This is a genomic window from Acidovorax sp. GW821-FHT10E03, from assembly GCF_059415205.1.
In genome coordinates, this window is sequence record NZ_JBWKMU010000015.1 from 73,769 (window position 1) to 88,040 (window position 14,272).

The window sequence follows — 14,272 nt, forward strand, 5'->3', positions numbered from 1 at the left end:
GTCCGTTTGACCCATGTCATGAACGCACCAACCACTACAGGAGACACCATGAAAACCCAGGTCTGCATCATCGGCGGAGGCCCCTCGGGCCTCATGCTCTCCCAGCTCTTGCACCTCAAGGGCATAGCCACCATCGTGCTGGAGCGCCAAAGCCGCGAATACGTGCTGGGCCGCATCCGCGCCGGCGTGCTGGAGCACGGCTTCGCCGCACTCATGCGCGAGGCCCAGTGCGGCGAGCGCATGGACAAGGAGGGCGAGATCCACGACGGCTTCATCATCGCCCACGACGGCAAGATGGAACGGGTCGATTTGCACAAGTACAGCGGTGGTAGCTCGGTGGTGGTGTACGGCCAGACCGAGCTGACGCGCGACCTGTATGAAGCGCGCGACCGCATGAAGGGCGTCGTCATCCACAACGCTGAAGACGTGCAGCCCCACGACCTCAAAAGCGCCAACCCGTATGTGACTTACCGCCAAGGCGACGAGGTGGTGCGCATCGACTGCGACTTCGTCATCGGCGCCGACGGCTTCCACGGCGTGAGCCGCAAGTCCATCCCGCGCGACGTGCTCAAGGAGTATGAAAAGGTCTACCCCTTCGGCTGGCTGGGCGTGCTCTCGCGCACCCAACCCGTCTCGCCCGAGCTGATCTACGCCAAGCACGAACGCGGCTTTGCGCTGTGCTCGCTGCGCTCGCAAGTGCTGAGCCGCTACTACATCCAGGTGCCGCTAACCGACAACGTGGAAGACTGGTCCGACGAAGCCTTCTGGGCCGAGCTGAAGCGCCGCCTGCCCGCCGAGGTGGCCGCCAAGCTCATCACCGGCCCCTCCATCGAAAAGTCCATCGCCCCCCTGCGCTCCTTTGTGGCCGAGCCCATGCGCTACGGCAACCTGTTCCTGGCGGGCGACGCCGCCCACATCGTGCCCCCCACCGGCGCACGGGGCCTGAACAGCGCGGCATCCGACATCTACTACCTGTACCACGCCATGGTCGCCCACTACCAAAACGGCGACAGCACCGGCCTCGACAAATACTCCGAAAAGGCCCTGGCCCGCGTGTGGAAGGCCCAGCGCTTCTCGTGGTGGATGACGACCATGCTGCACACCTTCCCCGAGTCGCTGGCCTACGACCAGAAGCTGCAGGACACGGACCTGGCGTATCTGTTCTCATCGGAAAAGGCGCTGGGGTCGCTGGCGGAGAACTATGTGGGGTTGCCGTTCTAGTCACCCGGCAGTAGCACGCCACTCCATCAAAGGCTTGCATGGGACGCCCCCATGCGAGCCATTTTTGCGTGTACCCGGTCGGAGTTGTGTGCAACCGGCGCTTCGTCTGCTCACGCGGTGCGCCCCACGGCCTGCGCATTGCGGCTCCATGCGGCCCCCGTGACAACGCCGCTTTTCATGCAGCAGCCCTGCACGGCAATCTCCATCTGCTACGCAAAATTTAGGCAGAACTGATGCTTACGCCCGCACAGCAGGCCCGATAGCATCGCACCAAGTTTTCAGATCATTTGCCCAGTGCTGTCGATGTGAGGTTCGACGATGGCTTGAACACGATGAAGCTACTGACGCAGCGTTTTGATGCAGTGCACTTCACCCACGATAGTGCCAACTAACAGCCAGGAAAATCTCAAAGATGGATTGGGTCCCGATAGTCTTCATTGTCTTCAAGGTGGCCGTTTTCGGCACCGGCATGTTCTTCGCCATCAAGTGGCATTACGACCAAGGGAAGAAGGCGAAGAACGAAGCCAGCAGATCGCAAATGTTGGCTGAACGCAGGCCGGGCGCGTCGGAGTAGGGGGTTGATGCGCCTCGATGATGTGCGGGGTATCAGACTTCCGCCTAGCTGTATCGCGCGATAGTCTCCCTTCACCAAAACCGCGACAGAACGGGCTCGGAATTACTCTGATAGGGCGCTGGCCTACGACCAGAAGCGGCCGGGTATCAACCTAGCGTATCCGTTCTCGTCGGAGAAGGCGCAGGGTCGCTGGTCGAGAACTACGTGGGGTTGTCGTTTGGGTGATCGGTCAGCTTGCGAGCGTATGGTGGCTCCGAAACAAGCAGGTCTTCAGACAGACTAGGCGGAATAAGACCGCATCAGTTCCCATAGCTCATTTGGTGTCTGCGCCCATTGGTCGATACAGCCATCGATCATTGGGTTGTTGCCCCATGGCAATGCTGTGCGAATGTCCGTCTTGAGCGCAACAATGTGCTTGCCTAAAGCTTTTGCATATCCAATCTCTATGCAAACGCCCTCGTCAGGGGTGCGTCCATCAAGGATGGCCAGCAGAACGTCGCACTTATGAATCTCATCGATGTCTCGCAGATACACAGCACGATATACCTCTAATCGGCTGAGGCCCGTGGCAAGTTGCTCCGCGACAAGGAGTCCGTCTCTGTGCGGGACATACACCGAGCATGCTGTACTCAGCCCATCCGCGATGCTCTCAACGAACTCACGCTCAGTCGGGGTGAATAGCGGACCAGCCAAATAAATCTTCATGCGTTGGCTCCGTTCGCTTTTTCTTTGCAAATCTGATTGAAATCGATCGATGTGTACGGGGTAAAAAGAATTACCTCAAGAACTCTAGTGACAACTTGCGATGGAGTTAGGTTCGTCGTGTCGATGATCGTTGCCCCCATGCTTTCCCACATACGCTTAACTGCGTCGATCTGTGGAAGTAGCTGCTCAACGTTGTAGGTCTTGTCTCGTCCCGCAAGCCGCAAAACGAGGACGCGTGGATCGCACGTCAAGACAATCAAGTGACCTGCTGCAATGCTTTTAACAGTGCCCTCTGGGGGCACCATCCAGGTCAACAACTCAGAAGCTCGTGTTGCTACGGCACTATCATCCTTTACGAAGTAAAGAGGATCTAACGGGCTACGGTCAACTACCGCAATAACCTGAGATGCTGCGGAGACTCGTCGGTTCTTTTTTCTGAATTGTTGATTGATCCACCCGTCAACCTCTGCGCGTTGGTCTTCCGAGAGTTCACTGTGCGGTCGGCCAAGAAGTGTGTTTCTTCTATCGACCCATTCATCAAACGTAGCGATGCTTTTCAGCTGCTCTAGGGTCGTTGTCTTTCCTGTGCCAACAGGACCCGTCAGGTAGTACCTGTACTCCGTTCTTGTTCCATTAGGTTCCGAGTCACATTGCGCATTGAACTCGTCTTGGTCTAAAACCAAAAGGCGGGCCAGCTGCTTGATCTCTGCTGTCGTGAGAAAAAGCGTCACAAGGTTGTAGATCCCGAAGTTGGCTTTGCGAATTGCGTCTTGCTCTTCAGGGCTCGGCTTGTCTTTAGAACACCAGTGAATTTGATAGTGAAAATTTCCTGGATTGCTTCGAGCAGAGATGCGAAGCAGGTGTTTTAGGTTTGCATCGTTCATGGATAGGCCCATGAAGACGATAGTGTGCTTTGCAAGGTGGCTAAGAAGGGACAAGTAGTGCCCTGCGCCAACGTCCACCAACTGATCGGCAAATTCCTGCTCCATGAAGACGACTTGCTCACTTAGTCCGTCAACAGTTTGTAGTGGCAGGAATCCATTCGGGTGGTAAATCACACCCTGGTTTCTCCTGAATTGCGCTGTGGGTTGCCAAATGACTTCGAACCCTTTGTCATCGCCGGTGGGAATGCCACGCTCACTGTTATGGCAGTAGAGCATTCGTTCAACGGTGTCATCGAAGTTGTAATTGATGGTCATTGCCGACCGCTTGATTAGCGAAGCGAGGTCCCAAAGATATGGGTGCTCCTTCAGATCTTCATCGGTTGTCTTGGCGGTGACATACAGATGCTTATGTACTAGCTTCAACCAACCAGTCTGTACTCTGCGGGCTCTGATCACGGCGTCTTCATTCACACCAACTGCAGGCAGCGACTGCATGTACTTTTGATAGAGAAATTGAGACTGAGCTGTCAAGCTTTCAGACACCTTAAGTAGTTCCGTGCCGTTCACGCGCTCATCGTTTGCAATTCTTTCAATAAGAACTTTCCAGCTCGGAATGGCGAAATCCATGCTTACGCCAGCACCGAGGCACAGCCCGAGGCGATTGTCCTTGGACATGCGCTGGCGCATGTGCACGATATGTTTGATGTTCTCTGATAGAAAGGACATGGTGCTCTCAAAGGAAAGTAAATGATCGCTGCGCGGATGGCGAATCGGTTGACGATTCTTTATCAAGCAAACTAGATTGTTGCTGGCATGGGGAGATCATGCCTTGCTCTACTCAGGTCTTCTAGTCATCCTCGCACGCAAAAAAGCCCGGCTTGTGCCGGGCTTTCCACTTTCAATCCCCCCTCACTTACAGCTAAAACTGCCCGCACTCTCCACATCCCCCGTCCCGTTGTAGCGCGCCACCTTGGGGTACACACACAGCGGCCGCGTGCGGTTGGCAGACCAACTGGCAGGCAGCTCGGCATTCACCACATTGGCTCCCGTGCCGCGTGCCTTGGCCGTCACGCTGTCGGGCGCCTTGCCTTGTTCTACCCACGCCACCAGCGGGGCCAGCATGTCGAACTGATCGGTGGCGGGGCCGCCGGAGCAGTGGTTCATGCCGGGCACCAGGAACAGGCGGGCAAACGCATCGGCCTTGCCGCTGTGGTTGGCCTGCAGGCGGTCCATCCAGTGGGCGGTGTCCATGGGCGAGAACACGCCGTCGGCCACGCCGTGGAAAACGATCATCTTGGCGCCCCGGTTCTTCAGGGTGCTCAGGTCGGCTTCGTTGGGCGGGGTCATGTAGGACCAGGGGGACTCGGTGTACGTAGTGTTGGTGGCGAACATCTTGGGGTAGTCCGTCTCCATGCTGAAGTTCAGCGCGTACTGCATGCCGGGGATGGCGGTGAACGCGGCCACCGTGGACGGGGGCGAGGTGAAGATGAAGGCCACGGCCCCTGCGTCGCGCGTGGCGGGCGAGCCGAAGTGCCAGGACGCGAAGTTGGCGCCCGCAACGCCGGGGTCGAACCAGGTGCCGGTGTACAGCGCTTCGCCCTTGCTGTTCCTGGGGCCGGCAAAGATGCTGGCCAGCACGCCCTTTTGCTCGCTGGTGATGCAGGAGCCGTCGCGCGCGCCGGTGCAGGTGGGCACGTCGGTCTGCAGGTTGAAGGCGGCCTGGCAGGCGGCCACGTCGTTGACCTGGCCGTCGGTCACGCCGTCCAGCGCGTCGCACTTGGCGACGATCTTGCTGCCGATGAGCTTGAACTCGGCGGGGCTCACGGCCGTGTTCAGGTCGGGCAGGCCGGTGGTGGCGTCCTTGGTGGATACCTTGGCGTATTGCTGGGCCTTCCACAGCTGGGTGGTGGCGGCCTTGGGCAGGTGAAAGCCGGGGTTGCCCGCCAGGATGCCGTCGTACTGGTCGGCATAGCGCGATGCGCCCACCATGGCGTGGCGGCCGCCGTTGGAGCAGCCGGCCAGGTACGAGCGGTCGGGCGCCTTGCCGTAGGCGCTCTTGATGAGGTTCTTGGCCATGGGGGTGAGGGTGCCCACGGCCTGGTAGCCGTAGTCCAGCCGGGCCTGCGGGTCCACGCCGAAGAAGGGGGTGGGCGCGCCATGGCCTGCGTCGGAGCTGAGCACCGCAAAGCCCTGCACCAGGCCGGGGGCCACCGGCGCGGCGCCGCTCACCGAGCCCAGCGCGGTGACCACGCTGCCGTCCAGTCCGCCGTTGGCCTGGTGCAGAAAGCGGCCGTTCCACGCCACGGGCAGGCGCATCTCGAAACCGATGGCGTAGCTGGCGCCATCCACGGGGCCGGTGCGCTCCTTCATCTTGCCCTTGACGAGGCAGTGCGCGGGCGCCTGGGTGGTCACGCCCTGCAGGGCCAGGGGCCCCTCGGGCACCTGCTCGGCGGAGGTGATGCGCGTGTCGGGCAGGGCCAGACTGGTGGCGAGCGTGGCGCACGACTGCAGGGGGGCCGGTGTGGCGGCGGAGAGCTGGGGCAGGGCGGCATCGGACGAGCCGCCGCAGCCCATGAGCAGGGCCGTGGTCACGGCCGACAAAGCGATGGGATGGGCGTGCATTCTGGGCCTTCTTTTTTTCAAGCTCATGGTGTGTCTCCTGTTTTTCTGAGGCGCAAGGAAACCCGCGGCGTGGCCTCAACACGCTGTGGGCGGGAGATCGGCGGAAGGCGGATTGCTACTGAATCAGGAGCTGCTGGCGTATATGGGTCCAGCGCCTGCGGCCTCCTGGGGCCTGAATTCCAAGGCGTGCGCGATGCGCTGGCGCAGGATGCCGGTGCGCAGGTCGAATTCGGGCAGCACCCACAGGGCAAAGGCCTGGGCGGGGGCGGTCCAGCGGTCCGTGGCGCTGGTGGGTTCGCTCCCGCGTTCGCGGAGGCGGGCGGCGCCGATCTGGGCCCAGGCCCATTCCAGCAGCACCAGCGCCACGGCGCGCAGGTAGTCGTCGGCCACCCAGTAGGGCAGCTCGGGGTCGGACTGGGCGGCCGCCGCCAGGGCCTGCGTGATCTCGACCAGCGCATGGCGGCGCGCGCTGGCGGCAGTGCTGGGGGCCGCGCCGGGCAGGCTGCCCAGCAGGGCGCCCAGGCCCTGGCCGCCATCGGCCAGCACCTTGCGCACCAGCAGGTCGATGGCCTGGATCTCGTTGGTGCCCTCGTAGATCATGGCCACGCGCGCGTCGCGCACGATCTGCTCGATGCCCCATTCACGCACATAGCCGTGGCCGCCAAACACCTGCAGGCAGGCGCTGGCGCCGTGAAAGCCCTGGTCGGTGAGCGCGGCCTTGAGCACGGGCGTGACCAGCGCGCACCAGCGCTGGGCGGCGGCGCGCGCGGCAGCGTCGGTGCCGTGCTTGGCCACGTCGAGCTGCAGGGCCGTGTGGTAGGCCAGCACGCGGCCGCCGTCGATCCAGGCGCGCTGCGTGTGCAGGATGCGGCGGATGGCGGGGTGGTCCTGGATGAGGCTGGTGTCCCTGGCGCCGGGCGCGCGCATCTGGCGGCGCTCGGCCGCGTAGGCGCTGGCCTTTTGCCATGCGGCCTCCAGCAGGCCAATGCCCTGCAGGCCCACATGCAGGCGCGCCGCATTCATCATCACGAACATGGCGTTGAGGCCTTTGTTCGGCTCGCCCACCAGCCAGCCGGTGGCGTCGTCAAAGCGCATCACGCAGGTGGGGCTGCCGTGCAAGCCCATCTTTTCTTCGATGCGCTCGCACACCACGGCGTTGCGGCTTCCATCTTGAAGAATCTTGGGCACCAGGAACAGCGACAGGCCCTTGGGCCCCGCAGGCGCATCGGGCAGGCGCGCCAGCACCAGGTGCACGATGTTGTCGGTCAGGTCGTGCTCGCCGCCGGAGATAAAGATCTTGCTGCCGTTCACCCGCGCGCTGCCATCGGGCTGCGGCACCCCACGTGTGCGCACCAGGCCCAGGTCGCTGCCCGCGTGGGCTTCGGTGAGGCACATGGTGGCCAGCCACTCGCCGGTGGCGACCTTCTCCAGATACTGCGCCTTGAGTTCGTCGCTGGCGTGGTGCTTGATGCATTCGTAGGCGCCGTGCAGCAGGCCGGGGGCCATGGTCCAGCCGTGGTTGGCGCCGGCCAGCCATTCGAACAGCACACATTCGAGCACCGCAGGCAGGCCCTGGCCGCCGTCCTCGGGCGCGCATGACAGCGACGGCCAGCCCGCCTGCCAGAAGGCCTGGTAGGCGTCGCGGAAGCCTGCGGGCGTGCGCACCTGGCCTGCGTCGAAGCGGCAGCCTTCTTCGTCGCCGTTGCGCTGCAGCGGTGCCACGGCGCTGTCCACAAACTTGGCGGCTTCGTCGAGCACCTGCGCGGCCAGCTCGCCATCGGTGTTCGCAAACGGGGGCAGCGCCTGCCAGCGGCTGGGCGCCTGCAGCACATGGGTCAGCAGATGCTGGATGTCGGCAAGGGCCTGGCGTGCTTGCATGGTTTGCTCTTGTTCTGATAGCTATTGGCGCTTGATGGACGCGCGGTAGCGGCTGTTTTTGCTTGAAATCCTGGTCGGCCAGCGGCAGCCCGTTCACACTGATCCGGTCGAACGGACTGCGCGGGTGGCATGCCCAGGCTTCGACAGGCTCAGCCTGAACGGGTGGGAATGGCTGCGCGCCCTCGCGCCGCGTTGCGCACTGCCCGTGATACCGGCGCGGCCCCGGCCAGCGCCACCGTGGAGCTGGCTTCGCCAGGCCACGGGTGGCGTCCCCCTCAGGGGGAAGCGGCGAAGCCGCTCAGGGGGAGCTCAGGAATCCGCGGTGAAGCCGATCTTCTTGATCAGCGGGCCCCAGGTGTCGTACTCGGCCTTCTGCCAGCGCGCCTGCTCCTCGGGCGTGGAGCCGTGGGGCATCAGGCCCACGATGGCCAGGCTATCGATGACCGACTTTTCCTTCAGGGCTGCGTTGATGGCGGCGTTGGCGGCGGCAATCACCGGCTTGGGTGTCGCCGCCGGGGCGTAGAAGCCAAACCACTCTTCGGTGGTCAGCTCAGGGAAGCCCTGCTCGGCAAACGTGGGCACATCAGGAACGTACTGCGAGCGCTTGGGGCCCGAGGTGGCCAGGATGCGCAGCTTGCCCGCCTTGTAGTTGGCGATGAAGTCGCCGTGTGGCGTGACCATGGCCGCCACCTGGCCGCCCACGACGTCCGTCACGCCGGGGATGGAGCCACGGTAGGGCACATGGCGCAGGTCCACGCCGCTGTTGATGCCCAGGAGCGCGCCCAGGAAGTGGGGCGTGGAGCCCGCGCCGGGCGAGCCGTAGCTCGCGTCCTTGGGGTTGGCCTTGGCCCAGGCCAGGAAGTCCTTCACCGTCTTGACGCTGGCGGGCACCATGGGACCCACGGCCAGGCCGTGGTGCATGATGGCCGCGATCGACACGGGCGCGAAGTCCTTGTCGGTGTAGTTCATCTTGCTGTAGATGTGCGGGTAGTTGGCCAGGGCCGACACCTGCGCCACGGCCAGCACGGAGCCATCGGCAGGGGCTGACTTCAGGGTCTCCAGCGCGATGCGTCCGCCTGCACCGGGCTTGTTCTCCACCACGCCGGCGTTCTTGCTGAAAGCCGAGCCACCCCACTTCTCGGCCACGCGGCGCGCCACGGTGTCGCCCGAGCTGCCGGCTGGAAAGCCGAAATACACCTTGACCTGGTCCACCTGCGCCTGGGCGGCGAAGGGGTGCAGGGCGCCCAATGCGGCGCTGGCGCCAAGGGCCTGAACGAATTGACGGCGTGTGGTGGTCATGGTTTGTCTCCTGATGTGAATCTGACGGAAATTTCAAAAATCAACTGGGGTGTTTGCACACCCTCTCGTTATCGACTGGGCTGCGCCTCCCACGGCGCTTGAAACTGGCGCTGCGCAAGCCAGCGCCACCGTGGAACTGGCTTTGCCAGGCCTCCGGTGGCGTCCCCCTGGGGGGATGACGCGAAGCGGCTCAGGGGGGCTTCTCATCTTGGTGCCATACGGAGGGCGCCATCCAGGCGAATGACCTCGCCGTTCAGGTGCCCGTTGGTCACGACGTGGCAGGCCAGCTCGGCAAACTCCTCGGGCTTGCCCAGGCGTGGCGGGAAGGGGATGCTCGCGGCCAGCGACTGCTGCACGGCTTCGGGCAGCTCCTTCATCAGCGGCGTGGCGAACAGGCCGGGCGCCACGGTGCACACGCGGATGCCGTGCTGCGCCAGGTCGCGCGCCATGGGCAGCGTCATGCCGACCAGGCCACCCTTGGAGGCGCTGTAGGCCTGCTGGCCCACCTGGCCGTCGAACGCGGCGGCTGAGGCGGTGAACATCATCACGCCGCGCTCGCCGCTCTGCAGGGCGGGCAGTTTCGCGCAGGCGGCGGCGAACAGGCGGCTCACGTTGTAGCTGCCGATCAGGTTGATGGTCACCACGCGCGTGAAGTCTTCCAGCGGCGCGGCGCTGCCGTCGCGCTGCACGATGCGCTTGGCGCTGCCGATGCCGGCCACGTTCATCAGGATGCGCGCGGGGCCGTGTGCGGCGGCGGCCTTCTCCAGCGCGGCGGTCACGCTGGCGGTGTCGGTGATGTCGCAGGCGCAGGCCACTCCGCCGATATCGGCAGCCACTTGCTCGGCCAGCTCGGCATTGCGGTCGAGCACGGCGACCTTTGCGCCCAGGCGCGCCAGTTCGCGGGCGGTGGCTTCACCGAGGCCCGACGCGCCGCCGGTCACGATGGCGGCTTGTCCTTGGATATCCATGCTATGTGTCCTTGATGAAAATGGTTTGTGTCTTTGGTGTTCAGTGGCGCGGCACCAGCGTGCCGGGCAGCGTGCCGCCGTGCAGTGCGTCCACCACGTGCGCGCGGTGCTGCAGCACGGCGCGCTGGTTGATGGAACCCTTGTCGGTGACTTCGCCCTTGTCGAGCGAGGGCGGCTCGGCCATCAGGTGCGCACGGGCCACGCGGGTGGCGCTGCCGGTGGACTCGGCGGCGAGCCGGTCGATGACCTGCTGGAAGTGCTGCTGCACGGGCGCGCTCTCCAGCACCTCCTGCAGGCTCGCGCTCTCGGGCAGGTCGCTGAGCGTGCGGATGGTGGGGGTGGGCACCAGCAGCGCGCCGATCTCCTTGAGGTTGATGCCGGTGATGACCGCGTCCTGCACGTAGGGCGCGCAGGCGGCGATGATCTTGGCGCGCATCGGCCCCACGCTCACGAAGGTGCCGGTGCTGAGCTTGAAGTCCTCGGCAATGCGGCCGTCGAACTTCAGGCCCTTGTTCGGGTCGGTCTCGTCGATCCATTTCACGGCATCGCCCGAGCAGTAGAAGCCTTCTTCGTCGAAGGCATCGCGCGTGGCCTCGGCATTGCGCCAGTAGCCGGGCGTGATGTTGGGGCCGCGGTAGCGCACCTCGACCTTGCCGTCGACGGGCACGAGCTTGAGTTCGAGCCCCGGCGTGGGCACGCCGATGTCGCCCGCCTGCACGTCGGGGCTGTTCACCGCCACGCAGAAGGGGCAGCCTTCGGTCATGCCCAGGCCCGTGTTCATCACGATGCGCTCGCCCACCTCGCGCTCGGCGCTCTCGAACAGCGAGTCCCAGATGGGCTGCGACAGCGCAGCAGCGGCAAAGAAGAACATCTTCACGCGGCTGAGCAGATTTTTGCGCAGCTGCGCGTCGGTCTTCATGGTCTGCGCGATGACCTCGAACCCCGTGGGCACGTTGAAGTACACCGTGGGCGCGATCTCGCGCAGGTTGCGGATGGTCTCGGCCATGCCCTTGGGCGTGGGCTTGCCTTCGTCCAGATAGAGCGTTCCGCCGTTGTAGATGACGATGCCGAAGTTGTGGTTGCCGCCGAAGGTGTGGTTCCACGGCAGCCAGTCCACCAGCACCAGGGGCTCCTCGGCCAGCACGGGCATGGACTGGTTCATCTGCTGCAGGTTGGCGGCCCACATGCCGTGCGTCACGATGACGGCCTTGGGCAGCTTGGTGGAGCCCGAGGTGAACATGAACTTGGCGATGCTGTCGGCCGTGATGGCGCCGTGCGCCGCATCCACGGCGGGCGTGGCGGGGGTGGCCAGCAGGTGGCTGAAGGGCAGGGTGCTGCGGCCTTCGATGGCGCCCGAGCCCAGCACCACCCGCACGTCGGGGGCCAACGTGGCCTGGATGGCCCGCGCGAAACGCTGGCCGTCGCTCGCGAAGACCAGGCCCGGGGTCAGCGTGTCGAGCACGTGGCGCAGCTTGTCGAAGTCCTGGCTGATGGTGGAGTACGCGGTCGACACGGTGCACTGCGGCACGCCGGCCACCAGGCAGCCCAGCGACAGCAGCGCGTGGTCCAGGTCGTTCTCGCTCAGGATGGCCACGGGGCGCTCGGCGCTCAGCTGCATGTCGAGCAGGGCCTGGGCAATGCTGCGCGCGGCCTGCCAGGCCTGGCCGTAGGTGATGTGGCGCCAGTCGCCCAGGCTGCCGTCGGCGTTCTTCACGCGCTGGGCCATCCAGGTGCGGTCGGGCGCCACATGCGCCCAGTGCGCCAGGCGGTCCGTGAGCCGCACGGGGTAGGGCGCCAGGTCTTGCGTGGCCCGCACGTAGACCACGCCGTCGTCTGTCCGGCGGGTGCTGACTTCGGTCACGCCGAAGCGCAGCGGCCGGTAGCGGGGAGAAGGGTTGGTTGCCGTCATGGAAAAGCGTCTCGGTGGGGCTGGCTGGATGCGCAGTGGCGGACCGCGCGTGTCAGTCCTTCTTGACCTTGGCAGCCTTGCCGTCCAGGAAGGCGCGCACGCGGGCCTTGGCCTCGGGGGCGCTCTGGGCGATGGCGGCCATCATGGCTTCGGTCATCAGGCCCTGGTCCGACGGCTGCTCGGCAATGCGCGGCAGCGCGTGCATCAGCGCGTAGTTGGTCAGCGGCGCGTTCTGCGCAATGCGCTGGGCCAGCTCGAAAGCCTTGTCGAACGCCGTGCCGGTGGGCACGAGGTACTGCGCGAAGCCCACGCGCTCGCCGTCCGCCGCGTTGTAGACGCGGCCGGTCATCATCATGTCGGTCATGCGTGCCGTGCCGATCAGGCGCGGGATGCGCACCGCGCCGCCGCCACCCACGAAGATGCCGCGCGAGCCCTCGGGCAGCGCGTAGAAGGTGGATTCATCGGCCACGCGGATGTGGCAGGCGCTGGCCAGCTCCAGGCCCCCGCCCACCACTGCGCCGTGCAGCGCGGCCACCACGGGCACGGGGCCGAACTGCACGCGGTCGAGCGCCGCATGCCACATGCGCGAGTGGTGCAGGCCCTGGCCCGCATCGCGCTCTTTCAGCTCGGACAGGTCTAGGCCCGAGCAGAAGTGCTCGCCTTCGCCATCGATCACGGCCGCGCCCACGGTGGCGGGCAGGTTGTCCATCACGTCCCGCAGCGCCAGGATCAGGCCGTCGTTCAGGGCATTGCGCTTGGCGGGGCGGGCGAGGCGGATGACCGCGATGTCCTCGCGTTCGCCGCGGATTTCGAGGGAGATGTCGGAGTGCTTGGTCATGGTCATCGAGGTGAGTTGGAGAAATTATGGTTATCAAAAATAACTAAAACAAGGCCATGGAGGCGGTCTTTGCTAGGTGCTTTCCCTAGCTTTTCTGGGTGTTCATATGATTATGATAAATAACTAAAATGGCACCGATTCACAGCAAGGAACCGTCATGAACGCCTTCATCCCCTACGGCATTTACTGGTCGTCCCCGTTCGCCAAGTGGCAGGGCTCGCTGGCCAACCTCAACGCGCTGCCGCTGGCGGCCACGGTGGGCAAGCAGGCGCTGGCCGCGCGCGGGTACGACCTGGCGGCGGTGGACCTGGCGATCCTCGGCATCACCAACCCGCAGAAGGGCAGCTTCTACGGCCTGCCCTGGGTCACCGGCCTCATGGGCATCGACCGCGTGGCGGGCCCCACGGTGCAGCAGGCCTGCGCCACCAGTGTGCGCGCGCTGCAGATGGCTGCGCAAGAGGTGGCCTGCGGCACGGCCACCAGTGCGCTGCTGGTGATGGCCGACCGCCAGTCCAACGGCCCGGTGGTGTACTACCCCGATTCGAGCGGCACCGGCGGCTATGGCATCACCGAGCACTGGGTGCCCGACAACATGGGCCACGACCCGTATGCCAAGAACCCCATGCTGCAGACCGGCGAGAACGTGGCGGCGCGCTACGGCATCACCACCGAAGAGCAGCACGCGCTCAAGCTGCACCGCTACACGCAGTACCAGGCGGCGCTGGCCGACGACCGCGCCTTCCAGAAGCGCTACATGGCCGATGTGCCGGTCACGGACTCGAAATTCCGCAAGCAGACCGGCACGCTCAGCGCCGACGAAGGCATCTTCCCCACCACCGCCGAAGGCCTGGCCAGGCTCAAGCCGGTCAAAGAAGGCGGCACCGTGACCTTCGGCGGCCAGACGCACCCGGCCGACGGCAATGCGGGCGCCATCGTCACCACGCGCGACCGCGCCCGCGCCTTGGCCACCGACCCCGGCATCGAGGTCGAGATCCTGGGCTTCGGCATGGCGCGCGTGGAGGCCGGCTTCATGCCCATGGCGCCGTCGCCGGCGGCGTTCAACGCCTTGAAGCACGCAGGCCTGTCCATCGCCGACGTGCACGCGATCAAGACGCACAACCCGTTTGCGGTGAACGACATCGCGCTGGCGCGCGACACCGGCTTTGCGTGGGAGCGCATGAACAACTACGGCAGCTCCATCATCTGGGGCCACCCGCAGGCGCCTACCGGCCTGCGCGCCATCATCGAACTCATCGAAGAGCTGGTGCTGCGCGGCGGCGGCGTGGGCCTGTTCACCGGCTGCGCCGCGGGCGACACCGGCTACGCCACCGTGCTGCGCGTGACGGACAGCAAAACCACTTCCAAGGCCTGACC

At 64.8% G+C, this 14,272-nt stretch carries 11 protein-coding genes; 3 read left to right on the top strand and 8 right to left on the bottom strand.

Annotation, left to right across the window (positions count from 1 at the left end; genetic code table 11):
- Positions 1–48: 48 nt before the first annotated feature.
- Both pobA and AC07OD_RS24135 read left to right on the top strand, forming a co-directional pair.
- Positions 49–1,221 carry a 4-hydroxybenzoate 3-monooxygenase gene (gene pobA, locus AC07OD_RS24130; RefSeq protein ID WP_494598233.1) on the top strand — a complete coding sequence of 391 codons (1,173 nt, stop codon included), beginning with the start codon at positions 49–51 and terminating at the stop codon, positions 1,219–1,221.
- 412 nt (positions 1,222–1,633) lie between these two features.
- On the top strand, positions 1,634–1,795 hold the full coding sequence (locus AC07OD_RS24135; protein ID WP_494598234.1) for a hypothetical protein: 162 nt from the start codon (positions 1,634–1,636) through the stop codon (positions 1,793–1,795).
- A 279-nt stretch (positions 1,796–2,074) separates the two neighbouring features.
- On the opposite strand, the gene AC07OD_RS24140 is transcribed toward AC07OD_RS24135, so the two are convergent.
- The 8 genes from AC07OD_RS24140 to AC07OD_RS24175 all read right to left on the bottom strand — a co-directional run bounded on the left by AC07OD_RS24140 (position 2,075) and on the right by AC07OD_RS24175 (position 12,898).
- Positions 2,075–2,500 carry a nucleoside 2-deoxyribosyltransferase gene (locus AC07OD_RS24140; protein WP_494598235.1) on the bottom strand — a complete coding sequence of 142 codons (426 nt, stop codon included), beginning with the start codon at positions 2,498–2,500 and terminating at the stop codon, positions 2,075–2,077.
- The gene (locus tag AC07OD_RS24145) at positions 2,497–4,110 is read right to left on the bottom strand and encodes an SIR2 family protein (RefSeq protein WP_494598236.1); all 1,614 of its coding nucleotides are present in this window, start codon (positions 4,108–4,110) and stop codon (positions 2,497–2,499) included. The genes AC07OD_RS24140 and AC07OD_RS24145 overlap by 4 nt, the downstream gene beginning before the upstream one ends.
- Before the next feature lie 183 nt (positions 4,111–4,293).
- Positions 4,294–6,006, bottom strand: a complete 1,713-nt coding sequence (locus AC07OD_RS24150) for a tannase/feruloyl esterase family alpha/beta hydrolase (RefSeq protein WP_494598237.1) — start codon at positions 6,004–6,006, stop codon at positions 4,294–4,296.
- A 123-nt stretch (positions 6,007–6,129) separates the two neighbouring features.
- Positions 6,130–7,884, bottom strand: a complete 1,755-nt coding sequence (locus AC07OD_RS24155; RefSeq protein ID WP_494598238.1) for an acyl-CoA dehydrogenase family protein — start codon at positions 7,882–7,884, stop codon at positions 6,130–6,132.
- Between the two features lie 309 nt (positions 7,885–8,193).
- Entirely contained in the window at positions 8,194–9,183 is a 990-nt protein-coding gene (locus AC07OD_RS24160) for a Bug family tripartite tricarboxylate transporter substrate binding protein (RefSeq protein ID WP_494598239.1), read from the bottom strand.
- A 203-nt stretch (positions 9,184–9,386) separates the two neighbouring features.
- Positions 9,387–10,151: an SDR family NAD(P)-dependent oxidoreductase gene (locus AC07OD_RS24165; RefSeq protein WP_218386018.1), complete on the bottom strand. Its 765-nt coding sequence runs from the start codon at positions 10,149–10,151 to the stop codon at positions 9,387–9,389.
- A gap of 40 nt (positions 10,152–10,191) precedes the next feature.
- Complete coding sequence (locus AC07OD_RS24170) at positions 10,192–12,060, bottom strand: feruloyl-CoA synthase (protein ID WP_494598240.1); 1,869 nt, start codon at positions 12,058–12,060, stop codon at positions 10,192–10,194.
- A gap of 52 nt (positions 12,061–12,112) precedes the next feature.
- Positions 12,113–12,898 (bottom strand): crotonase/enoyl-CoA hydratase family protein, encoded by a 786-nt coding sequence (locus tag AC07OD_RS24175; protein ID WP_492808177.1) that lies wholly within the window; start codon positions 12,896–12,898, stop codon positions 12,113–12,115.
- A gap of 157 nt (positions 12,899–13,055) precedes the next feature.
- Between AC07OD_RS24175 and AC07OD_RS24180 the strand changes: the two genes are divergently transcribed.
- Positions 13,056–14,270 carry a thiolase family protein gene (locus AC07OD_RS24180; protein ID WP_494598241.1) on the top strand — a complete coding sequence of 405 codons (1,215 nt, stop codon included), beginning with the start codon at positions 13,056–13,058 and terminating at the stop codon, positions 14,268–14,270.
- The last annotated feature ends 2 nt before the right edge of the window (positions 14,271–14,272 follow it).